Origin of the sequence: Aquimarina sp. TRL1 (assembly GCF_013365535.1) — a bacterium.
GTDB lineage: Bacteria > Bacteroidota > Bacteroidia > Flavobacteriales > Flavobacteriaceae > Aquimarina > Aquimarina hainanensis.
In genome coordinates, this window is sequence record NZ_CP053590.1 from 1059116 (window position 1) to 1083284 (window position 24169).

A 24169-nucleotide genomic window follows, 5' to 3' on the forward strand; every position below is an offset into this window, starting at 1 on the left:
ACTATTTTATTTATCTTCTTAAAATGTAATTAGATTGCGATTTTACTTCTCGTTTGGACAACCTTAAATCTTCTAATGTTTCTATAAGCCTTCGCTTTATTTGGGTTTCTTTCCTTTGGGCTTGTTTCTGATCATAATTCTTGTAAATATGTCTACCAATCAAAAAGCCCACTCCTAATACTAAAAGGGTGTTCTTCATTGCTATTCCTTTTTGATTTTTATTAAAGATGTTGATTTCTGGCACTCCTATTTCCTCCAACCAAATGGAAACGCTGGGTTTTCTTTGCCTTTCATAGCAGAAGCTTCATCTAGTCTCAATGCTTAAATTGTCGGGGTTTTCAAGAACAATAGCTTCTAACCTTTTGTCTTTATTTAATTGTTCATTGCTTTTCTATACTTCTATTGCAGTATCTAGTATTGGTTTGAATGTTTTTTTTGATAGATCTAAACCCTAATAATCTATATGTAGGGTATGGTTTAATACAAACCTGATTGTTTTGGTTTCCGCCTAGCACATAGATGTACCTCTTATCTTCACTATAGTCGATAAAAAAACCAACATGACCTTTCCAACTACTTCGCCTTTCCCTCCAGAACACAACCACATCACCTTGCTGTGGAATCTTTACTTTAGTACCTACCTTTAACCAAGATCTAGCGTTGAGTTTACCACTATAATAATAGCCTGCTTTAAAAGCTACCCAATTGGCAAACGCGCTGCACCAAGCTGTTTCATCTGTTGTAACCCATTTATGCCCGATCTCTTTGAAATACTGAAGAATACGTGGATTGTGAGCTGCTCCTTTGATTTCGGTTACACCGTATTCCCCTATTGCTATATCTAATACACTATTGGTCATGTTTTTTACGCTTTTTAATGATGTATTGCTTCTTCTAAAATTTTTTCTGTTTCAAATTGTTTGTAATAGGTTAGTATAGTGATGGTTTGTTTTCCTGCTATTTTAAACACCCATCCATTTTTTCCATCTATGATAGCTCCGTTCATTTCAAATACTTCTGCTACATTTCCAAAATTCTGAGGGCTGTTATAACTGGAAAAAGAGATGGGGGTTACTTTGGTACTTCCTGTAACAGTATCTTCTTCCAGTTTTAATACCCTAAACCTTTGTATTCCTGATAAAACAAACTTTACGTGCTTGACTATAGCAGGGTTAAAAGTGAAATCTTCTCGTTTTCTATAATACCCATCATTAATAAGAACTTTATTACTCTCTCGACTATAGCTAATAAGATTTATAGCTCCATTGGTACTATCACTACTATAGATCATATCTCTATTATGGTCAATGGCTATCCCTGTCCCTACAATCCCTAAAAACAAAGTATCAACAACTGCATCATCACTATCTATAATAGAATAAGAATTATCCCCCCTGTTTCCCACATAGAGCAATTCATTGGTTGGGTTGTAAATAATACGATATGGGTCAGCGCCTACAGGAATTGAATCTTTTACTGTATTGGTATCTATATCTATCGCAACAATAGCATTGTCTACAGCCGAAACTACATACAGCGTATTATTTTTGGGATTATATGCGCCTGTGGTCAAAGTATTACCTACATTTTCAATCGTATTCGTTACTACATTGTTAGTATCGATTACCGATATACTATTGTCATTTGAATTGACCACGTAGACATTTCCTGTATCAGGGACTACAGTAATATTCCTTGGTGCTTTTCCAACACTAATAGTTTCTATAACATTTCCTGTATCGGTATCAATTACACTAACCGTATCATCTGCAATATTTGCCACATACACCTTAGAATTAAAAGGATTAAAGACTATACCAATAGGTCGTTTCCCTACTTGTATCGTATTTATAACTTTTAATTCTGTATTAATTACCGTTACTCTATCACCTATAATATTCGCCACGTAGACCCTTCCAAAGTTTGGGGAACTAGGTTGGCTATCGACGGTCAGGTCTACGGGCGAAACCCCAAAGGGGCTGCTAGCATTAGCAGTTATAGGTATAAGGGAAACAATAATTCCTTCTCTATTCAGTACGCTAATATTATGGGATAACTGATTTGCGATATAGGTAAACCCATTAAAAGGGTTGACAATAATTCCTTGTGGGTATATACCTGTACCTTGACTACTACTTATAGTTATAGTCCGAAATAAGTGATCCGATACCTCCCCTGGTAATGTGGAACTCAGTGGTGGTTTTTTATTGCCTGCCCATAATCGAACTTCCCGTTCCACATCTGATGTATTTGTAATGGTTAGCTGGGTGGTTTCATACTTATTTTGAAGGTTTTTATAAAAAGATTCATTATCCAATTTCGTAACACTTCTCTGTAAGCCTTTAAAAGTTCTCTTGGGTAGTCTTCTGATATAAGGGCGATTTTTTTGCACAAAAGAATCGTACCCTTCTGAGTGGATCAGTTCGGCAATCATAGCATCCTCTTTTTCCTCAGAGGATGCTTGATAGTTTTTCTTCTTAGCATTATCTGATTTTGAGATTACAGTTTGATTCCTATCATCATCAAATATTACCCACCAAAGCGCTACAAGGGTAATCCCTGCTGTCATTAATGCTATTTCGGTATTTTTTTTCATTGCGCTAGTGTGTATTTGTCTATAAATTGGACAATCTCTTTGGTACGGTCTACTTGTGTTTTCCCGACTAATTCGGGATGTCTGCTAAAAATCTTAGTAGCCGCATATACCGCTTCTATTTTGGGAAAACCATAGTCCAAATAATGTCGAATCCCACATAAATCTGCTGTCGTCTCCCTACGGGTATTCAAAAACCAATGACAACCTTCGTGAGAAAGTATTGCCACCCTTACAGGTATCGTATAGGTTTTGAATAATCTTTGTGATATCTGAACCCTTGGCATTTTGCGATGTATCCTTGCGGGAGTAATTAGTTCTTTACCAAAGGCATCAACAATACTTGGTAAATACTGAAATAAAAACTCGCCTTTAGGGCTGTCATAAAACCCCGCAGGAACATATCCAGCTTTTTGAGCAAATTGGATGGCAAACTCCATAAAACGTTGATGTTCTGGAGTAGACCAAATCCGAGGTTCATTCATCATCGTAACCTTAAAATCAAGGAGTTCAAGACTACCATCATCGCACTTATTTTTATCATACACCTCTAGTTCCAATTCTTCGGGAGAAACAGGCAAAGGAATTTTTATGCTTCTTTTTTGTCCTCTTTCCAAATAGGCTTTTCTACGGAAATAGTGCGTATTTGGTGATAAAGGATCATATACTTTAAATCCTACATCCATTGCCTTTTTAACTTTTATAGTAATAACAATAGTAAACCGCTTTCTATTAGAAGGTATTGGAATGATCATCGTTTTACCCTTGATTAATGCTTACGTTTTTATTCTTCTGAGATTGATATACTAGTACTCCTATTCCTACTGCAACAACCCCTCCTACTAATGCATACACTACCATAGAATTGTCTTTCTTAGGAGTTCCTCTACTTGCTTCACTACCTAGTCCTACTTTAAAATCTGATGGAAGTCCCTGATTCTCTTCCTTAGACATTTCTGAAATTTGAATGGGGCTAGGTTTACTTACAATGGTATCAATTGCGCCACCTATAGCTGCTCCTCCACCTAAATCCCTGTACGCTTGTCCTAACTGCGAAAAAAAATTCCTTCTTTTTGCCCTTCTGGAAATTCGCCTGGGATTAGATCTTCTTTTGGCGCGTCTTGCTTTTCTAGCTGCACGCCTTTTAGCTCTTTTTTCCTTGTTTCCAAAAAATAAGAACTCATCATATGCTTCCTCACCTACGTGATCCGCTAACATCATTTCTGTTTCTCCTGCTATCATTATTCTATGTTTTTAAGTTTTCGGTTATGTGATATACATGACATAAAGTGTCGAATCCATGGGATCAAATGACTTTGCATCATGCGGTTTCCCTACAAAAGGATATGATTTTGCATCTCCCGGAGCTAATGGTAAATTGTTTACCATTACTTCAGAATCCCCAATATTTTTTACAGAAGCAAACAGAAACCCCAAAGGGATTTCTCCTGCATCCGTGAATGCTTGTTCAATAGTTTCAGCTATTACGTCCATTTACTTCTATTTTAGTTTTCATTTTATACATTACAAATCCTGCTATAGCAAGTCCTAAAACAGCAACTCCAATAATATTTCTCATTTTCCGCTTGTTCTTTTCAACTTGTGGTTTCTCCTCCTTCTTTTTTTTCTCCATTACTTCTACACCTTTGGTTATCATATCTCGCTCTGTAACTGGTAATTCTTCTTCCATTGGTAGTATTGTCTCTTTTGAAATCCTTTTAGGCATTGGTCTTGCCCTACCTTTACCACTTCCATATCGCCTTTTGTATGGGATGACTATATCCTTGGATACTTTGGGTTTCTGCCTTTTATTGATAACAAACACGGGATGGTTATTGCGTTTTGAAGGATCTCCCGACATTATAGGTCTTCCTCTTCTGCCAGGTTTTCTCATACCTGTTTTTGAGATTCCTTTGTTTCCCTTCAAGTCTCTATGAATCGGATTCCCAAATTTGGCAAGCGGCATCCGAAATCGCTTTTTAATTGCTCCTGATCTTGACACCATTCTGTTTCTGAAAGGGCCGCGATATCGTTTATCAAGTGTTCTTATAGCATGTCTTACGGGCCGACCTATAGCACGTCTTACAGGACGGGTTCTTCGCCTTCTTCTTCCAATCCCAACAGAACGTAGTATTCTATTTTTAGGATAGTTACCCATTAATCTACGCAACCCTCTACGTTTTTTCTTTTTTCGTAGTTTATGTCGTACTACATGATGTAAAAATGGGTCGTATTCCGAAGTCTCAAATTCATCTATATCTATTGGATAATCTATCATATCATTTGCTTTTTCATTACTGGATTATCTACCTGATATCGGTTGAGCTGGAGCTGGCATATATGGATAAGTAGGTTTTGAATTAGATTTAGCCATAAAAACCCCTACTATAGCTAAAAGGGCAATCCCTCCACCAGCAATAAGCATTGTATTTTGTTTTTTCTTTGCTTCTGCCTGTCTTCTAGTAGCTGCTTCTCTACGCCTTCTTTCTTCTACTTCTCTTCGTCTTCGCTCGGCTGCTTCTCTACGTCTTCTTTCTTCTGCTTCTCTTCGTCTTCGCTCGGCTGCTTCTCGGCGCATTCTTTCCATTTGCCTTTGCATATCCCTTTTGGCTTGCGCTGCTTGTGCAGCAGCTCTACTTCGTGCTGCGGCTCTAATTCGTGCAGCAGCAGCATTTCCTCCTCCTCGGCTTCCTCCTTTATTTTTTCTTCGTTTAAAAAGACCTCCTACGATTCCTATTGCTCCTTTTGCCAGCGCTCCCCAAAATTCATCTTCATCCTCATCCCCATCATCATAGGAACTAAAATCACTACGTTCTAAAGCAAGCATTTCTTTACCCTTGTATTGGATATGGATCGTCAATAATTGGCCCAAATCATCCTCAAACGTTGATGTGTTTGATTTTAGTAACTCCACCACTTCATTGATGAGTTGCTTTTTATTTGGGGTTCCTTTAAAGATGATCCCGTGTTTTGCCAACAAACCAATGACAGCCTTGGGTTTGGTCAAAATTAAATGACTGATTAGATTAATCGAATCGTTATATTTTTTTTGAAAACTCTGTTTCATCTCTCTTTACTGTTTTAATTTGTTACGATTTACTCATACGTGTAGCTCCTACCAGATATCCTGCAATAAAAACCACACTTAATAGCACTAGTTCATCTTTTCCAAACTCCGACACTTTTTGAGGTACTAAAACAGTAGGTGAAATTTCTTTGTCTTTTTCTGTAAGCTTTCTCTGGCGAATTTCATTCCACACCATCTGTACTTCTGACGCTAATTTCTGATCCTCTGGATTCGCGTTAGATCTTTTTACAATGCGATCATAATAGTTTTTAACTTCCTTGTCGCTTGCATCTGAAAATTGATCTAAGAAGCTATCTTCATCACCTGATCCGTTATAGTTGGAATGTCCGCACGCTCCGCAAAAATTATCGTCATTATTATAATTATCATTGTTACAAGAGTTACAAGGCTTCTTCTTTTCCTTTTTTTCAAGTGATAGAATAGCTTTCTTATCTGGGTGATGCCGTAGTATTTCAGAAATTATCGTCTTACCTTTCTTTTGTATCAGTTCTTTGGTTGCTTGAACAAGTGTGCGCAAATCCTTTGGCACTTCATATCCACAATCAAAAATGATCTTACGTATGGGGCCTGGGTTACTTAACACGATATAGTCAATGCTATTTTGCGCTAAAACCTTAGTTCTATCTCCTTTTGATATCTTCATAAGCATTTGTTTGTGATTAAAAAAAGATCAGCCAAAGCCTTGGAATATTCCTATTGCTTTGGCCGTATCACTTTGGTAAGTTGTAGACCTAAAAGCCTACTTGCTTATCATTAACTATCGGGGCCTACGTCTACGTAAGCTTGATATTGGATATCGACTTACTCGTCTTGGTCTAGTCCATCTACCTACAGGTCTTCTACGAATTCGTCTACGTCTACGGGGACGGATTCCAAAAGCAGTTGATCTTTTTCTTCTACGGATTAAATCAATCTGTGGTAGCCCAGTTGTTCTTGGAACTCTCGACAACTCCGCAACATTATTTCCTTTCAACAGGTTACCCATATTCGCTCTCGCCTTGATGGTGAAGGTGAATACTGCCGTAGTTTCTGGATTGATGGTAACACGCAAAGAATCTTGCCCAGTTACATTCAACTCGAAATTGTCGTCATCAATCAATTGCTGCGTAAAGTTCTGTGGACTTGTAGCATTACGCGGCTGATATACTCGAATGGTGTTCGATCCTGCTGCGGTTCTTTTAGTAAGCTTCAATACGTTATCAAACTGCAATGGGTTTGATACTGAATACTTCATCCCCGAAATTTTGAAAGGGTTTGCCTTAGATTCTTCTCGAACTTCTTTATGGCTACTTTCTTCTACGGTAACGGTAACTCCTGCTGGCTGCGCTGCTTCTTCGTTACCTCCAAACACAACCGCTTCGGCTGCAACATCAGAGGTGTTTTTTACAACTACAGTTAGGGTACGATCATTCGGATCGATTCTACCAATGGAGGTACGGGTGTAATCGTCGTAACCATCCTCACCATAATCATCTACATACTCATCTTCATATTCCTCGTCATAATCATCATATCCATCCTCATTGCCTTCAAAGCCTGAATCGAAATCATAATCATCTTCATCGTCGTAATCATTATACCCATCGTGCATTTCCATATCACCATCATAATCATCATAACGATCTTCTGCATCGTCCTGATATCTCATTAGTTCATCATTGTAACTCATTTTGTTTGATTTTTACCACGCTAAAAAGCGTAATGTTTGACATTTCTTAATCTCAAATCCTCTCTAACTTTTGATAACAAATGGCATCGATGATGCCCCTCTCTAAAGGGTTATCTTTTCTTGTTTGCGACTTGTAATTTTTTAGCTGCTGCTAGTTTTTTAGCTTTTCTTTTCTCTAACCAAGGAGCAACCTGAAAAGCCCCTACGGCGGTAAAAGCTATTGCTGATACAAGGATTACTGCTCCTATAGCTTTGTAATCCAAATCTTTTTCGTTTGCCATTTTCATTTCTATTTTATGTGACTATTTGGCTATGGTTTCTAAACCTTTGAGTGCTAAATTGAGAAGCTATCTTGGAAATTCATTGCACATTTTTTACTACAGGGTTTCAAAAAAATGAGAAATTCAATGACAATAGTAGTTACCAAATGACAGAGTGTAGCAAAACTTTTTTTTCGCTTCGGACTATCAACTAGTAATCTGCTTGTTTATGAAAACAAGAATATACTTGACTTTAGTTCTTGAACATTGCCCCTATCCTTTTTTGTGTTTTCATAGGAAATATTCTAATGTGTGATACGTAAATTACTTTAAAAGCATTTGGTTCTCTCCAAAAATGTGTATAATTATTATTTCAATGATGCTTTAAAAAATGGAGCATTAGTAGTAGAAAATGATAAAGGAAAGACTAAATTGGATATGGGTATATATTACTTGATCAAGGTAGCTAAACCTTATATGAAAAATGATGAAGTTTACTCTATTATCTGGAGGTTGACACAAAAATATAACGCTTTCAATTACTCTTCCCACCGTTTTCGTATCAATCCTAAGCATTATGAAATGAATCTAAGACAGTTGACACTAAACTTAAAGAAATCATTGCATTATTTTGAATCTTCGTTTTATATTTTAAGTATTCTAGGTGTAATTATTTTCGGATATATTCTTAAAAGAAAAAGCAGCGCATATCAAAAATAATCCGGATAAATGGGTTTAAATATTCTTACCACACATTTTTCCACTTCCCCTCTTCTTTAAGAAAAATCATCATTCTTCGATCATTTTCTCCGTGAAAACCTTCCTGTGAAATTACATATGATATAACAAACCCAATCGTATGCTTTTTATTAAAAACAGGATAAGAATAACAAACAACCCATTCTTTTTTTCGATCATTTTTTATTGCCCGCCACCATTCTCTGGAAAACTCCTCATACGCTTTTTTATACGGAGCTAAATCAATCAAAGCTTCTCTGGTAATCTTGTTTTTATATGGGTAATATCGTATCGGTTCATTGTTTTCTACAGCAGCTCTTTGTTTTATCAAGTAATCCAAGTCCTTTTCGTCTAAATAGGTTAATTCTTCAACCGGATCTCCTCCATCCCTGCTTATTCCATTATTCTTTTCCCACCACAGAGAATCTGGCGGAATCATCAGCTTATTATTAAGGAGTCTCTCCTCTGCATGTTTTTTATAAAAATCCTCTTCAATAAATCCTAAAATTTGCTGCACATCTTTATCCTTATCATATTGATGACAAGAAACACAGATAAGACATATAAATATACAATACCATTTCATCAGTACTCAGTATTTATTTGACTTCCTTTAGGTATTACTACATTTTTCAATGCCTTATATTTTTTATCATGATCCGTAACTACACTTCTATACAATTTATCTCCAATGAGACCTCGTAAACTCTCCTGGAAAGATTTCATTTTGCGAAGCCCCTCATCACCTATATCTTGTGCATATGCTGCATGGTCATGTTTACCTTTATATCCCGTATCTCTTTGGAATATATCAAAACATGAATCAAGATCATTATTGCACCAAGCTTTCATAGCTGGTATCGCTTTTTTCCATGCATGAATAAAAAACTCATGTCCCATAGAATGACACATCTGTGCAATTACTCGCTCTTCATCCCATTTCTCTTCCTTTGCAGCTTCTATATAGTTTCTTATATAAACTTTAATAATTACTTTTAGATAGAAATCCTTAGGGCTGTTCTTTATTCTCTCTTTATTACTTACAATCCAAAATGTTCGCACAGATCTTTCAGCATGCCACTTATACGCCTTTATTTTTCTGGGGCAACGTTGATGAAATTGGGTTATGGTACTCGCTAAAGCACCTCCTTTCATATCACTCATTTCTATAAAATGCAAGGCGTGAATGTCATAAAAATCTCCACGGCAAGTTGCCGTAAACACCTTTTCATTATCTAAAACGATGGAGTCTCCTTCATTTAAGAACAACCCAAACACTTCTTGTCCTTCGGGTGTCTTTAAAAACAACTTCAACGATTTGATAACCCAGGGGTGTATAAATCCATCCTTTTTTTTATCTACTGTTTTAGTTATTTCTGTATCTTCACTTGTCCATATACAGTTCTCTATACAAGCTCTACTAACGAGTAATAGAGAAGGAATCTTACATTCTTCCTCTTTTATTTTCAGTTCCAGCGATCTGGAAAAACCTGCGATATTTAATTTAAATTCATTTCTACCCATTTTCAAAATACCATTTGTTGCGTTTCTATATCACTACCCTCTGGCAATACTTCCAAAGCTATCCTCTGTATTGCTGCTTGCACCTGAATGTTTTTTAGAACATCATTTTGCACTAATTTCCCCTCATACTTGAAATCAACATTAGGATTGTGTAAATCAATAGAAATTAGTTCGCCTATAAGATTCTTAGTTTGAACAGTTAAATACACCGTATCGCCTATCTCTGCACTCGTTAAGCGTTTGTTTGTTTCATCTGTCAGATAGTAGTCTATTAAGGTTGCCTCTTCCTCTTCTGTAATTTTTTTCGTAGTAGTTACATGCGGGTCTGTTTTAGCCCAAGGTTTTGTCAGCATAAGCTCTCCATTAAAGAAAGTAGTGGCAGCTGATAACTTTAAGCGATATAAAATAGAAGAGGTGTTATTGGCATCGAATTCCAAATTATAAAATAAACAATGCACATCGAATAATTTATAAGTACTGCTTCGGCTTATTCCGTCCGCAGAAGAAAATATAATTTCACAATGTTTCGTCATTAATGGAGTAACTGCCCATTCAAAAAAATGATCATTGCGTTTATTAGTTCGTAGTACTATATCGTGTATTTTCCAGTTTGGTTTAGAAAAGGGTCTACCGTTATAGTCGCATTGCTGGGTTATTTCTGTAGCGTAGTTAATGATCGTATACGCTTCTCCCTCCAGGAGAAGTTTGCCCTGTATAGTCATAAGTTAGAGGTTTTGTGTGAATAGTAAAGTTACTAAGTATACAAACAAAAACATTGTGGGCAAACCTCAGACTTTTAACTGATAAACAACTAAAAAACAGAGCTATAGAAAGATTTTTACTAGTTAAAAACAACCCCCTTTCTTCTTCATCCATGTTAAATGATATTCTCTGATATTACATTTTTACCAATTTGCAATAACTTACCTAATTTAAAATCACAAAAATACGGATAAACCACATATAAAATACGGTTCTATTACACTGTTTTTCAGTGTTTTAACCAAAAAACAATCACCCGTAAATAGGATAACTGTCGTTTTTAAGCTTTTTTCTAGTAAAAAAAGAGGGGTTTAACCCCCATTTTTAGGAAAAAAAGACATTAATAAACGGTAAAAATAATTGAAAAAAAAGAGCTTTTTTCTTATTATATAAACTTATTTTTGACTGTAAATCAAATACTTATTTAACTTTTTAATTTTTTTTGTACTTATGAAAACTAATAAGAATGTTTCCAATTATTTTAAAAACTTTTTTTTATCTATTCTTTTATTAAATTTAACACTGTTCCTTACAGGTTGTTCAGGTGACTCTGTGGAGGATTATGAAAAACTTGAATTTTTAGCCTCTGAAAAAGATGAGGAACCAGATCCTGATAATAGAAAAAATTTTGCAGCATCAGATAAAGATGAAGAACCAGACCCAGATAACAGAGACTAAGAAAATATTAATCGCAATTTTAATGGTCATAGGTGCAGTAATCATTTTCACTGCACCTTTATTACATATAGTGTTTCCTAAAAAACCTGAATACCAAGTTAATTTTGAAGATAAAATAAACAAATTCAATAAAATTAAAGATGCTGAACTTTGTGATCTAAAAGAAAAACAATTAAAAGGTATAATTACCCCCTTAGAGTATATAGAGCAAGCTGAATCATTCCAAGTAGATCGTGAAACGCAAACAGCCTTGTTAAACTATCAATTAAAAAACTTAATCAATGATAATAGAATTTTTGGATTTAAAAATATGCGGATTTTTCTCATTGGTTTTGGCATTAGATTACCATACATATTTTTCTCGACTATTATCCTATTTTTCTTTTTATACTCTAGAGATAAATTAAAATCTAATATTTACTTATATCACTCAGTCCGAATACTATACACCATATCGTTTCTTATATCTTTCTATATGACCATATGGTTTCTTTTACCTAGAGATTTACCAGTTACGTTATATCATTTATTAATCGGAACATTATCTGTTTTAAGTACAATCAGCTCCATACTAATAATTAAATATTATTATAACAAAAAATCTAACTTTATAATACTAGCTCATAAAGTAAAAGAGCTTATCCACTTTATTACCAAAAGCCGCAGGACCACTCTTGATATAGCAATTACTGCTTCCCATGCAAATCCTAAATTAAAAAATGACATTTCAAGTAAGCTCGTTGAATATGATAAAGAACTAAATGAAACAATGAAACGAATTATAGATGAAGTAAAAGAGGTAAAAAATTAATGTAGCTTATTTAAAATGAATATTAAGAAAGACAAGCTATATAAGAAAATTTTTGAACAAGGTTTAATTTATGAATCAGATGCAGATGAATTAAGCAAATCTCTTATGACTTTATTTGAAGAAGAAATTTCAAAGAAACAGAATAAATTAAAGAAGTTAAATTCCAAAAAAGAATCCTTAAGCAAAAATTTATCATCCGAAGAAGAGGAATAAATATGTCATTTTGAATATTTGCTTATATTCTTTTCTATGATTGATTCTAACCTTTCAATTATCAATTCTTCATCTTCAATCTTACCATCAAGAATTTTCATTTTTATATACATCCACAATAAGGGGCTACTTGAAAACTCATCATCTCTAATGTATATATTTTCAATAATTTCAGAAACTGAATAATCATTTATTGCATTTTTACTAACAATTCCCCTAGGTTTAAGGTTATTATTAGCTAAATCTGTATTTATTAAATCATCTATAGACACTTTATACGTTTCAGATATTTTTTGCAATGTTTCTATTTTCGGGTAAGCCTTACGATCTATGTAAGAGCCTATATTTCCTCTTTTTAGACCAACTGTTTGACCAAAAGCATCTTTCCCTAACCCTGTTTTACGCAGCAAGTAGCTTATGTTTTCTGAAATGTAATTCATTTATTGTATGAATTTATCATATTTTTTATGCTTTATTCATATAAAATATGTAAATTTGTTTGTGACTAAGCGTAAATTTAAAAAAAATAGATAGAATTAACGTGATTATACTAGTAATGAAAGGAAAACAATATAATTCTTTCATTTGAAAGAATACAAAAAATATATAGATCGACAAATTACTTATTGAACTAAATAACGAATTGTAAAACAAGGCTATTATTTGATCATGAAAGAAGATAGGAGACAAATTGTAGAATATTGGCTCAAAGAAAATCAAGATATATTCAACACTCACGGTTTAGACAGATGGTTAAAATTTCCTAAAGGAACAATGCAAAAGTTTTATAAGTATGACAGACGCCTTAGTAATAAAAGGATAAACAAAATATATAGATCAGTTAGCAAACTAACCCTAAGTTTCAACGAATTAAAAAAAACAATTCCTAAACAACAAAAAACTCCCCATTATGAAAAATAACAGCACAACAACGCAAAACAAGTATCTGATTTTTATTGTCAATTCATTACATATGGACATTACGTCTTTTATGCATAATCTATCCTATGGAGATACCTATGAAGTCTTAATCTATAGATGGACAAACAAACTATACAATAAAGGTATTTCTAAAGAACAAGCCTTAAAAATTATCTATAGAGCCAGATGCTTTGCTTTGCCAAAATATCCTATAAAAAAGAACAATACCCCAAAATCATCCCAAAGCCTACCGGAACTCCTGCTAAACTTGCATACACACCCTACTTATAACCGATTGTCTAATCAAACAAAAAAACAAGTCATCAAAAAAATGGAAACAGTATACAATAGCAACCAGCCTTTTGCAATAGACAGGCTATTAGAAAAATTCCTTTGTAAAAGTCCTAAAAAGAAACGCAGTAAAATTAGTTGGTTTTTTTAAGTTGAGTTTGTGTGAAGCTCCCCCTGTCCCTTATCTACCACTACTTATGCTTATTTCTTAGTTGATCCACTATCGTCATCAGTTGCTATTAACAAAGAAATAACTCATCATGAAACACAAAAAACCAATCACCAGAGATCGTGTAGAGAGCTGGCTTATAAAAAACAGACATTTAATAAAAGTCCCTGCACTGGCAGAGGAATTAAACATAGAAAAAGAAGCTATCTATCAATGTTTTAATGTTGGAAAACGTCTTGATGATACTCAAATTCAACTACTACATAAGGTCATTAAAAGAATGAGCCAATGATAGATGATTTACATATTGATAAAACCATTTTTCTAACAGAAGTCATTGCTCAACTAGCCTTAGAACTAGATAGCTTTATGGTTTCTATAGTACATGGAGAACCCTATCAGACTCATATCTACATATGGATCGATAGATTGTATAGTCAGGGAAAAAGTAGTGATATAGCTGCTGGTATCATCCGTAGAGCTATCCGCCTTTTTCTGACCAATGTTGAAAAAAATTAATTCATATATATCGTTTTAGAGCGGATGGTTACCAGTGCCGAAGTATACTTTAGGTAATAGTATTACATATTAATCTATTGATAGGTGCACTTTCCTGTATGCTATTGCCATAGTTGCTTCGGCTATTTTCTGGTAAGCTACTCTCTAAAGTAATAACAGTAAAATAAAAAATATGACAGCCTCTATTATTTTATGTATCGCGATGCTAAATATTGCTTGTCTTCTGATATCTAAAAGGAAAAGCATCAAATGGAGATTCTTTTTAAATGGAATCTCCCTTATAATCATTGCTTCCGGGCTTATTTATATAAAATGGTTCTACCCAGATAGTAAAACCATCTCTAAAGAATATCCCCTTCTACATAGCCAAAGAAGTCATAAAGGGCTTTTTGATTTGAATACTCCTCTACTAAAAGCAACCAAAGTACATACATTGTATTCGCTCTCAGGGGTTCAACTCACCTATAAAAGTGAACCTCCCTGTCTTACGCAGGTACATTTATCAAAAAAAGGGATAGAAACAAACCATTTACTTTTGCCTGATAATAAAGGTGGATTAGCAAAACTAGTAGTTAGTTATGATCATATTAAAGATTCTATTTTACAAGTAAGATTAAACAACACCTCTATTTCATTTAGCAGATTACAGCAGCTATTAAAAGAAAACAACCTACTTCCTTCAAATAAAACCCTTTATGGATTAAGGCTTCACAAACTATTTACTGCAACTACTGCAAAAAGGGGAAATTCCCCGATTGATAGAGGGATTTTAACATTTATATTTGCCCCTGAATATAAGCTTATTAACATATTTAGTTCAATCACACAAATAACTCTAAAAAATCATCTTATTATGTAAGCAAAACAGGCAGATCCCAATCTTCCTCCCTTTCACCTACTACCAGATATTGTATTGAAATTACAGTGATCATACCATTAACCAGTTTTAATGGTATAGGGAATTTCATGCCATCATTTAAACATAATTAATAATTCAAATCGATTCATAAACAACAGTTATTAAATAGCTTTTTCATGAAAAAACGACACAAAATCCGGCAATTAACCTTTATTACAGTACTGAGCTGTATTATTGGTATTCCTCTTTCTCTAAAAGCACAAAACAACAAAGTACAAATTCCTAACCCTATTGGTCCTTCTCCAGAGGCTGCCAGTATTGTAAAATACGTGGATATGACCATTAATGAGCATAAAGGGATGGTTCAAAAACAAATTCCTATCTATCAAATAGAAGAAGGTTCCATACGGCTTCCTGTTAGTCTTTTATACGCTTCAGGAGGGTTTAAGGTTACTGAAGCTTCCAGCTCAGTTGGTCTGGGATGGTCTCTGCAAGCTGCCGGGGTAGTAACCAGAACTATGAACGGCTTACCCGATGATATCTCTTCACCTGTTAAAGGGTTCCTTGCCCTAAAAAATGAAGTAGACTATAACTACCTGAGCCATGGAGATAAAAATCAAACCAGATATGGCTACCTTCAGAGTATCGGACAAGGGTGTTATGATGCACAACCGGACATTTTTAATTTTAACTTCAATGGATATACCGGTAAATTTCACTTTGACTGGAATGGAAATATTATTATTTCTTCAGAAACACAAATAGCAATTACCCCGATTCAACATGGGGGAAATGCTTCTACCATTACAGGATGGATATTTACAACTCCAGATGGGGTACGTTATACATTTAAGGCTGCTGAATTTACTGCTAATATAAAATCTGGAAGAAATCTCTGTTATCTGGCTCAGGATGGGTATATCTCTTCCTGGTACATTAGCCAAATCACAGCCCCTGTTAGTAATGCTAATCTGTTTTTTGAGTATACTCCATATACCATTAAAGATCATAACATCTATACTTCCAGAACAAGAAGTCATTTGGTTGGAGGAAGCTCCAGATGTGGAGGAAGTATCAATGATCCTATTCAATATAGCAAGACCGATATCGATATTAATGGAAAAGCGCTTAAAAGAATCTATTCAGACAGCTCCCCTGTAGAGATCTCTTTTATTCCTGCATCCTATAAGGTAATGCCTACCAGTAATGATCTTTTTGCAATCTCCGAGATACAAATCAAAAACCGTGATCAAAACAAACTCATCAAAAAATATAAACTCACTCACTCACAAGCAACAGGGCGTTTGACATTGACCAGACTTCAGGAGATTGGAAGTAACCTTGAAGGGCTTGCTCCTTATGAATTTTTCTATCATCAACAACTTCCAGAGCGGTCTTCACATCAAAAAGACCATTGGGGATTTGCCAATAACAATACCTCCAGAGATATGCTGCCTCCTTACTTTATACAAGTACCAGGCAATGGAGTTGCCAGTTTTGGAAGTGCAGACCGATCAGCTGATCTGGAAGGTTCTAAAAAAGGAGTGCTTTATAAAATAAAATACCCCACAGGGGGCTATGATACTTATTCCTTTGAACAAAATACTTATGGATATGTCGGTGGAAACAGAATCAATGAATTTGTAAGCCAAAAGCACACTGAAAAAGTAACTGCTACAGGAAATTCCGGACAAGGGTGTACAGCTATTAATACCGATACAGATCGTACCTCTTTTACCATTACTGGCGACCCTAATTCCCCTGATAAACCTGTAATGGTCAGGGTATTTGGAAAGGTAGATAAATATACTGATAATTATTTTTCCGGAGGGAAAGCCCCTAAGGCAACCCTATATAATAGCCAGAATAATGTTCTGTTAACAATCTCATTAACCAATAATGATATCGATAAAGGAATATTATTAGCTCCCGGATCGTATTCTCTGGTGGCAGAAGCAACCTGGAGAAACTGTGAGAACACCTCCAGAGATAGCGCCACTATAACCCTGATTCATCATAAAGTAACTAACATTCCTTTATATGAAAAAAAAGCAGGAGGAGTACGGGTAGCATCTATTAAAAAATACGATGCTAATAACAAACTACTTCTTTCTCAGCAATATCAATATAAAGATGCTCAAGGATACTCCTCGGGAATGATACATCAGGAACCTAATTACCTTTTTGAAAAACAAACCCTGCAATGGGTTGGAACAGGAGGAGGAGGAACCAATGTTTCTTGTCAATATATGGTAGCACTGGATACCGACAGGTCTGCTTTAGGAATCACCAACGGGTCTCATATAGGATACAGTAAGGTCAGTAGCATTCAAAAAGGTGAGGATAACCACCAAACTCCCAATGGAGTTGTTAGTACAACTTTTATAAATGCAACGAATATCATCGATCAGGAATTTCCATTTCCTCCACCCATTGACAGAGCACATTCCAATGGAAAGGTGATCACTTCTGTAACTTCCAATAGAAACGGAGAAACTTTACAACAGCAGGAACACAGCTATCAGTTTAAAGAACATTTAACCAATGCGCTAAAAGTTGATTTTAAAGGAGGAGCTGTATTAGGGGAGGAAAACTTTACCATTGGCAGGTATCGTATTTTAATGGCACACAGCCAGCGAAAAAAAGCAGAAACTACCGAGTATCTAAAGGGAGAGCCTTATACTGTTACCAGTGAGTTTACCTACAATACAGCCTTACAAAAGGTAAAAAGTAAGACAACTTATAATCAGCAGCAAACCAAACGACAACGCTTCTTTTACCCAGAGGAGTATACCTCATTAACCGGATTAAGTCAAGAGGAAAAAACGGCTTATCAGGATCTTATAGATCAATATCGATTAGCCACACCTATCCAAAATGAAGTTTATACCATCACAAACAATCAATCAGAAAAACTAACGGCTATTCAAAGAATACGCTATACCAATGATGGTAAAGCATTGCCTAAAACTATTCTGCAAGCAAAAAACAATAAAACAGCACTCGAAGACCGATTGTATTATCATACCTACGATAGCAAAGGGAATCTTTTAGAACTTTCTAAACCTTTAGCTAGTCATATCGTATATATCTATGGATATCAGGATCAGCTGCCTGTTGCTAAAATAGAGAATGCTACCTATAGTCAGGTAAGGACTTATGTAGCCGCTATTAAAACAGCTTCTAATGCAGATACAGACCATTGTAGTGAGCCGGATTGTAAAGAACAACTTCTAAGAAACAAACTCAATGCATTGCGGGATCAATTACCAGATGCCTTGATCACTACCTATACCTATGATCCAATGATAGGAGTAACCAGTACTACTGATCCCAAAGGAATAACTACTTATTACAGTTATGATTCTCTGGGACGCCTTCACTCTATAAAAGATGCCGATGGAAACCTTATTTCAGAAAACAAATACCACTATAAAAACCAATAAAAATGAAACAGTCATATCAAAAACTACAAAATAGTTATTATAAAGGATCACTGCTGATTTTATTTTTATGCATATCCACTATCTCTTTTGCACAGCAAAGACAGACTCCTGAGCCTGAGCAAACCCCTGAACTGATAAGTGATCCCTCTATTCGAATTCCAGGAGATGGAGATGGAAACTGTACCTGGTACTATAGAGATGAAGATGGAGACGGATTTGGAAACCCAGGACGGGCAACCTGTAAAACCTCCAAACCTGCGGGCTATGTTTCTAACAACAGAGATTGTAACGATGGTAATGCAACCATTAATCCTAATACCATCTGGTATGCTGATAGGGATAATGATGGGTTTGGAGACAAAAACAATACAAAAAAACAATGTACCAAACCCTCAGGATATGTTAGAAATGATGATGATTATAATGATGGGACAGCACTCATTACCAATATTGCTCCCAGAAACTTCTACAAAGATGTAGATAAGGACACCTATGGAAATCCTAATGCAAAGGTATATCGTAGTGTACGACCTTCAGGCTATGTGACAAGAGCCGGAGATTGTAATGATAACAGGGCTGATATAAAACCCGGAGCTTTAGAGATTTGTGATGGGATTGATAATAATTGTAATGCAAAGGTAGATGAATCTCCCAAACCTGCTACCCCTGCCGCTGTAACAGTAGTTAATTCATGTGGAAAGGCTACACTTACCAGAGGTAACCCTCCTTCTGGGATTATCTGGTACTGGCAAAGTGCAGCTTCTGGAGTTAGTAGATCCAGTAACGCAAAAACGATTACAAGAGTAAATGGGTCTCGTTATTACCTTAGGGCTTTTAATAATACAACAAAATGTTGGGGAACTTCCAGAGTAGTCAACTATGCTATAAAACCTGTTCCCTCGGCTCCTCAAAGCCCGTCTGTATCAAATCAATGTGGTAAGTCTGTACTAACCAGAGGCAACCCTCCTTCTGGAATTACATGGTATTGGCAGAGCTCTGCATCTGCAACCAGTACAGCCAATTCCAGTAAAACAATTACAAGAACCAGTGGAAATACCTATTATCTAAGAGCAAGAAATAACAGTAATGGATGTTGGGGAGGCTATGTGAAAATAACCTATTCTATCAAAACAATACCACCTAGCCCCTCACTTCCTACTGTTTCTGATCAATGTGGTAAGTCTGTACTAACCAGAGGCAATCCTCCTTCTGGAATTACCTGGTATTGGCAGAGCTCTGCATCTGCAACCAGTACAGCGAATTCCTCAAAAACAGTTACCAGAACCACAGGAGATGTTTATTACATACGAGCCAGAAATAATCAAACAGGATGCTGGAGTGCTGCCAGAGCGGTATCTTATAATTTACATACAGTCCCAACTCCGCAGAGTGGTCTGATTTCTAAACAATATCACTGTGGGAGTACCACCCTTAGAAGACGAAATGCCTTATATGATCTTTTTTGGCAAAAAACACCTACGGGAGTCAGTAAAGCAGAAGGACGAAATTCAATTACACTAGACAGTGGGAATACCTACTATCTAAGAGCCTATGATGCTCAAAGACAGTGTTGGAGTCCTGCCTTAAAGATTGATTATGTTATTCATAGTACCCCGCCTGCTGTACCTGCTTTACCAGCTATTGACAGGCAGTGTAATAAAACAGTGCTAACCAGAAGCAATCCTCCTTCCGGGGTTACCTGGTATTGGCAGAGCACATCTTCGGGAACCAGCACCGATACCTATCAAACAACCAGTACCCATACCACGGGAACTACTTATTACCTAAGAGCTAGAAATAACCAGACTGGATGTTGGAGTACTGCTCGTAGTATTTCTTATACGATACAACGTCCTACTGCCTGGTATGCCGATACGGATAATGATGGGTTTGGAGATCCACAGCATGTTAAAAATGCATGTCAAAAACCTGAAGGATATGTAGCTAATAAGGATGATAAATGTCCGCAGACCTTTGGAACCAATAGCGGATGTGTGCATCTGCCATATCAAACACAAGTATCAGATAATGAAAACTACATCTATACTAAAACCTATCAGACTCCTTTAAAGCGATCACAGGACATACGCTATAATAAAGATGTATTTGAAAGCATTACTTATTTTGATGATTTAGGAAGACCTAAACAACAGACGGCTATTAAAGCAGCCCCCAGTCATAAGGATATTGTAACACATATCACCTATGACAGCTATGGAAGACAAGGCAAACAGTATCTACCCTTTGTTTCTGAAACAGTAGCGGGAAGTTATAAAACAGTGAATGTAGCTACAGATATTGATGCTTATTATAAAAATAATTACCCGCAGGATTTTACAGGCACTAGTGTTAATGCTTATTCAGAAAGTGTTTTTGAAGCCTCTCCTTTAAGCCGGGTGGTCAAACAGGCAGCTCCGGGAACAGCCTGGAAAGCTAACAGTGAGATCAGTGCCATGGCAGCTGATCATACCATCAAAACTGACTGGACGACAAATCAGGCAGATATTCCCTTGTTTGAGGTTACATTTACAGCTGGGGATACTGAAAAACCAGTACTTCGCAAAAATAGGAACTATGCTGCCAGTCAATTATTGGTTACCATTATCAAAGATGAAAACTGGACGAGAGCTGATGGAGATAATCATACCACCAGAGAATATAAAAACAAGCAGGGACAGATTGTTCTAAAAAGAACCTATAATGCAGCAGAAGCGCACGATACTCATTATGTATATGATAGATTTGGGAATTTAAGTTTTGTACTACCTCCCAAGGTAGTTGTTAGTGACGGGGTTTCTGCTACAGAACTAGCAGAACTGTGTTATCAATATCGATATGATAACAGAAATAGAGTTATCGAAAAGAAAGTTCCCGGAAAAGATTGGGAGTATATTATCTATAATAAATTAGATCAACCCATACTTACTCAAGATGCTAGTCTGCGAAAAGAAAACTCAGAAAAAGCGTATAATCAGTGGAGATTTACCAAATACGATGCTTTTGGAAGAATAATCTATACAGGGATAACAAACAATGGAGCTTCCCGAAAAGTATTACAAAACAGAGTAAATAACTTTACAGGAGATATTTTTGAGTCCAGAGTAGATACTCCGGTAACATTACATGCCACCTCGGTATATTATACCAATCAGACATATCCGACTTCTATAAGTGAGTTACATACAATACAGTATTACGATGATTATAAAGCGCCTCAGCTATTACATGGGAATACCATGCCTGCACAAAACTCCTTTGGAGTAACATTGAGGCGGAATGTAAAGGGACTGCCTACCTTTTCACAAACCAGAATATTAGATACCAGCCACTGGATTGAAACTGCTATTGGCTATGACCAAAAAGCAAGAGTTATTACCACAGCTTCCAGAAATACCTTTCTAAAAACAAATGAGATGACAGAATCCCTGTTGAGTTTTACCGGAAGGGTAGAAAAATCCAAAACACTGCATCAAAAGGAAGGAAATGCGCCTGTTATTACCATAGATACCTTTAGTTATGATCATATGGGAAGAATGCTTACCCATCAGCAGTCTATTAATGGAGATTCACCTCAGACCATTGTCAGTAATACCTATGATGCATTAGGGCAGTTAAAAACTAAAAAAGTAGGGAATAACTTGCAAACAGTAGATTACAGCTATAATGTACGGGGATGGCTTACCGGGATTAATGATGTCAACAATCTGGGATCAGATCTGTTTGCCTTTGGGATTAATTATAACAGGGTGACCGAAAATGCTTCCAGAGCTGATAAGCTATACAATGGAAATATCAGTGAGACGCTCTGGAAAACTGCCAGTGACAATACCAAACGTTCTTATTCCTATCAGTATGATGATTTAAACCGGATCACTGCCGGATATGCCAATATAGGAAGTTATAACCTATTAGGGGTTACCTATGATAAAAATGGGAATATCCAGACCCTTAACAGAAACGGGCATACCAACGCAGCAGCTACTACCTTTGGAGCAATGGATAAATTAGTGTATTCCTATAATGCAGGAAACAAATTACTAAAGGTAACGGATAGCGGAAATAAAACCTTTGGATTTACTGATGGTAGTAATACGGGGAATGACTATGCATATGATGCCAACGGAAATCAAACAGTTGACAACAACAAGGGGATTTCCGGGACGGTGTATAATCACCTAAACCTTCCTAAAAGAATAAATGTTTCCGGTAAGGGGAATATTAGCTATATTTATGACGCCACTGGAGTAAAACAACGAAAAATAGTAAAGGAAGGAAATAATACCACTATGACCGATTACGCAGGGAACTACACCTATAAAAATGGTAATCTGGAGTTCTTTAACCATCCTGAGGGCTATGTAGAACCTGATACAAATGGATATACTTATGTATACCAGTATAAAGACCATTTAGGTAACATCAGACTCTCCTATGCAGATACCAATAACAATGGGAGTATCTCAACTTCTGAGATTAAACAGGAAAAACATTACTATCCTTTCGGCTCGGAAAATCGTGGATATGGAGCACCAACAATCGGACGTAAACATAATTATGGGTATAACGGAAAAGAGTTCTCGGAAGAAATGGATTTAGACACCTATGATTTTGGTGCTAGAAACTATGATGCTACTTTAGGTAGATGGATGAATATTGATCCATTAGCAGATCAAATGCGTAGACATTCTCCTTACAACTATGCTTTTGATAATCCTATTTATTTTATTGATCCTGATGGGATGATGCCTATAAACTATCAAAGTATTATGAATGCAGGGATGGCAGTTACAAGTATTAATCTTGATGAAGTTACAGTAAAAGCTTCAAAAAAGACAGAGAACACAGGATATTTTAAGGGGAGCCATATTATAGAAACAGACAAAAGTTGGAGGTTTTATGGGTTTAAAGGTGAAGGTGAAAATAAGGTTAATGACTGGTTTAAAACTGAAAACAGCGGAAATATTTCAGGATTTAGTATAGGCTATGAGGATAAAACTGAACCTGGTTTGTTAAGCGCAGAGGCTAATATTTACGGTATAAAAGGAGAAATTGACTCTAAAAATGAGCTAGTCGAAACAAACATATCAGGAAGTTTGTTTAATGCTGGAATAGATGGTGCTTTAGGAACTTATAATAATATAGACGATAAAGAAGGTTTTATAGCTAAATTAGAAGCTGGGGCATATGTAGCGAAAGGTGACGTTTCATCATCATTAATTGTTCCTGATTTTATTCCACTACTTGGAGGAGTTAAAATCGGCGTAACTAGAGGTGCTTCATTTGCAAGTGCTCATGCTGGTGGAACAGTTGATTTTTCAAAAAAGAAAAATGGAGCTGTAACTTTTAAGGCTCAAGGACATTTTGGGTATGGTGTAGGAGTTAAATATGGATTCTCTTATTCTACTAAAGGGATAAATAAAATTAAATAAAAATGATAAAAATCTTTTATATACTTTTTTTCACTCTACTTAATTTTTTAATCTTCTATTTTTTAGTTAAAAAATTAAAAGTTAAAAACAAAGTTATTATAATCTTACTTATATTACTATCATGTCTTTTTTTAATACAAACCTTCTATTTCAAAAACCTATATTTAAATAGTGAAACTTTTTATAATCTTATTTTTTA

25 protein-coding genes are annotated in these 24169 nt (G+C 35.7%); 10 read left to right on the forward strand and 15 right to left on the reverse strand.

The window, feature by feature from the left end; all coding sequences use genetic code 11:
• Positions 1–10: 10 nt before the first annotated feature.
• The 11 genes from HN014_RS04170 to HN014_RS04220 form a co-directional block, all read right to left on the reverse strand.
• On the reverse strand, positions 11–199 hold the full coding sequence (locus tag HN014_RS04170; protein WP_176027632.1) for a hypothetical protein: 189 nt from the start codon (positions 197–199) through the stop codon (positions 11–13).
• Between the two features lie 181 nt (positions 200–380).
• The gene (locus HN014_RS04175) at positions 381–860 is read right to left on the reverse strand and encodes a TIGR02594 family protein (protein WP_176027633.1); all 480 of its coding nucleotides are present in this window, start codon (positions 858–860) and stop codon (positions 381–383) included.
• Between the two features lie 14 nt (positions 861–874).
• Positions 875–2596 carry a YncE family protein gene (locus HN014_RS04180; protein ID WP_176027634.1) on the reverse strand — a complete coding sequence of 574 codons (1722 nt, stop codon included), beginning with the start codon at positions 2594–2596 and terminating at the stop codon, positions 875–877.
• Positions 2593–3348: a hypothetical protein gene (locus HN014_RS04185; RefSeq protein ID WP_176027635.1), complete on the reverse strand. Its 756-nt coding sequence runs from the start codon at positions 3346–3348 to the stop codon at positions 2593–2595. Before HN014_RS04185 ends, HN014_RS04180 begins: the two co-directional genes overlap by 4 nt.
• A 4-nt stretch (positions 3349–3352) precedes the next feature.
• Positions 3353–3835: a hypothetical protein gene (locus HN014_RS04190; RefSeq protein WP_176027636.1), complete on the reverse strand. Its 483-nt coding sequence runs from the start codon at positions 3833–3835 to the stop codon at positions 3353–3355.
• 24 nt (positions 3836–3859) lie between these two features.
• The gene (locus tag HN014_RS04195) at positions 3860–4087 is read right to left on the reverse strand and encodes a hypothetical protein (protein ID WP_176027637.1); all 228 of its coding nucleotides are present in this window, start codon (positions 4085–4087) and stop codon (positions 3860–3862) included.
• The gene (locus tag HN014_RS04200) at positions 4071–4559 is read right to left on the reverse strand and encodes a hypothetical protein (protein ID WP_217704363.1); all 489 of its coding nucleotides are present in this window, start codon (positions 4557–4559) and stop codon (positions 4071–4073) included. The genes HN014_RS04195 and HN014_RS04200 overlap by 17 nt, the downstream gene beginning before the upstream one ends.
• Before the next feature lie 336 nt (positions 4560–4895).
• The gene (locus HN014_RS04205) at positions 4896–5660 is read right to left on the reverse strand and encodes a hypothetical protein (RefSeq protein ID WP_176027639.1); all 765 of its coding nucleotides are present in this window, start codon (positions 5658–5660) and stop codon (positions 4896–4898) included.
• Positions 5661–5682: 22 nt separating this feature from the next.
• Positions 5683–6324, reverse strand: coding sequence for a hypothetical protein (locus tag HN014_RS04210; protein WP_176027640.1), 642 nt, complete (start codon positions 6322–6324; stop codon positions 5683–5685).
• A gap of 114 nt (positions 6325–6438) precedes the next feature.
• Positions 6439–7350, reverse strand: coding sequence for a hypothetical protein (locus tag HN014_RS04215; protein WP_176027641.1), 912 nt, complete (start codon positions 7348–7350; stop codon positions 6439–6441).
• A 110-nt stretch (positions 7351–7460) separates the two neighbouring features.
• The gene (locus HN014_RS04220) at positions 7461–7631 is read right to left on the reverse strand and encodes a hypothetical protein (RefSeq protein ID WP_176027642.1); all 171 of its coding nucleotides are present in this window, start codon (positions 7629–7631) and stop codon (positions 7461–7463) included.
• Positions 7632–7949: 318 nt separating this feature from the next.
• Between HN014_RS04220 and HN014_RS04225 the strand changes: the two genes are divergently transcribed.
• The gene (locus tag HN014_RS04225) at positions 7950–8330 is read left to right on the forward strand and encodes a hypothetical protein (RefSeq protein WP_176027643.1); all 381 of its coding nucleotides are present in this window, start codon (positions 7950–7952) and stop codon (positions 8328–8330) included.
• Between the two features lie 25 nt (positions 8331–8355).
• Here the strand turns inward: HN014_RS04225 and HN014_RS04230 are convergent, their stop codons facing one another.
• From HN014_RS04230 to tssD, 3 genes are read right to left on the reverse strand one after another with little or no spacing between them, the layout of a single operon-like run.
• Entirely contained in the window at positions 8356–8934 is a 579-nt protein-coding gene (locus HN014_RS04230; RefSeq protein ID WP_176027644.1) for a hypothetical protein, read from the reverse strand.
• Positions 8934–9872 carry a hypothetical protein gene (locus tag HN014_RS04235; protein WP_176027645.1) on the reverse strand — a complete coding sequence of 313 codons (939 nt, stop codon included), beginning with the start codon at positions 9870–9872 and terminating at the stop codon, positions 8934–8936. The genes HN014_RS04230 and HN014_RS04235 overlap by 1 nt, the downstream gene beginning before the upstream one ends.
• Before the next feature lie 2 nt (positions 9873–9874).
• A complete protein-coding gene (gene tssD / locus HN014_RS04240) occupies positions 9875–10594 on the reverse strand; it encodes a type VI secretion system tube protein TssD (protein WP_176027646.1) in 720 nt (239 codons plus the stop codon).
• Positions 10595–11084: 490 nt separating this feature from the next.
• Here tssD and HN014_RS04245 point away from each other — a divergent pair, with 490 nt between their 5' ends.
• The 3 genes from HN014_RS04245 to HN014_RS04255 are packed head-to-tail and all read left to right on the forward strand — an operon-like array spanning position 11085 to position 12336.
• On the forward strand, positions 11085–11312 hold the full coding sequence (locus tag HN014_RS04245) for a hypothetical protein (RefSeq protein ID WP_176027647.1): 228 nt from the start codon (positions 11085–11087) through the stop codon (positions 11310–11312).
• Positions 11281–12123: a hypothetical protein gene (locus tag HN014_RS04250; protein ID WP_176027648.1), complete on the forward strand. Its 843-nt coding sequence runs from the start codon at positions 11281–11283 to the stop codon at positions 12121–12123. The genes HN014_RS04245 and HN014_RS04250 overlap by 32 nt, the downstream gene beginning before the upstream one ends.
• 15 nt (positions 12124–12138) lie before the next feature.
• Positions 12139–12336, forward strand: a complete 198-nt coding sequence (locus tag HN014_RS04255) for a hypothetical protein (RefSeq protein WP_176027649.1) — start codon at positions 12139–12141, stop codon at positions 12334–12336.
• Between the two features lie 5 nt (positions 12337–12341).
• On the opposite strand, the gene HN014_RS04260 is transcribed toward HN014_RS04255, so the two are convergent.
• Complete coding sequence (locus HN014_RS04260) at positions 12342–12776, reverse strand: helix-turn-helix transcriptional regulator (RefSeq protein ID WP_176027650.1); 435 nt, start codon at positions 12774–12776, stop codon at positions 12342–12344.
• Between the two features lie 470 nt (positions 12777–13246).
• On the opposite strand from HN014_RS04260, the gene HN014_RS04265 reads away from it, so the two are divergent.
• The 6 genes from HN014_RS04265 (at position 13247) to HN014_RS04290 (ending at position 23970) form a co-directional block, all read left to right on the forward strand.
• Entirely contained in the window at positions 13247–13699 is a 453-nt protein-coding gene (locus tag HN014_RS04265; RefSeq protein ID WP_176027651.1) for a hypothetical protein, read from the forward strand.
• Positions 13700–13808: 109 nt separating this feature from the next.
• Complete coding sequence (locus HN014_RS04270) at positions 13809–14009, forward strand: hypothetical protein (RefSeq protein WP_176027652.1); 201 nt, start codon at positions 13809–13811, stop codon at positions 14007–14009.
• Positions 14006–14236 carry a hypothetical protein gene (locus tag HN014_RS04275; protein ID WP_176027653.1) on the forward strand — a complete coding sequence of 77 codons (231 nt, stop codon included), beginning with the start codon at positions 14006–14008 and terminating at the stop codon, positions 14234–14236. The genes HN014_RS04270 and HN014_RS04275 overlap by 4 nt, the downstream gene beginning before the upstream one ends.
• Positions 14237–14408: 172 nt before the next feature.
• Positions 14409–15095: a hypothetical protein gene (locus HN014_RS04280; RefSeq protein ID WP_176027654.1), complete on the forward strand. Its 687-nt coding sequence runs from the start codon at positions 14409–14411 to the stop codon at positions 15093–15095.
• A 176-nt stretch (positions 15096–15271) separates the two neighbouring features.
• Positions 15272–18541: an RHS repeat domain-containing protein gene (locus HN014_RS04285; RefSeq protein WP_176027655.1), complete on the forward strand. Its 3270-nt coding sequence runs from the start codon at positions 15272–15274 to the stop codon at positions 18539–18541.
• Between the two features lie 2 nt (positions 18542–18543).
• On the forward strand, positions 18544–23970 hold the full coding sequence (locus tag HN014_RS04290) for a DUF6443 domain-containing protein (protein ID WP_176027656.1): 5427 nt from the start codon (positions 18544–18546) through the stop codon (positions 23968–23970).
• Positions 23971–24169 lie beyond the last annotated feature (199 nt).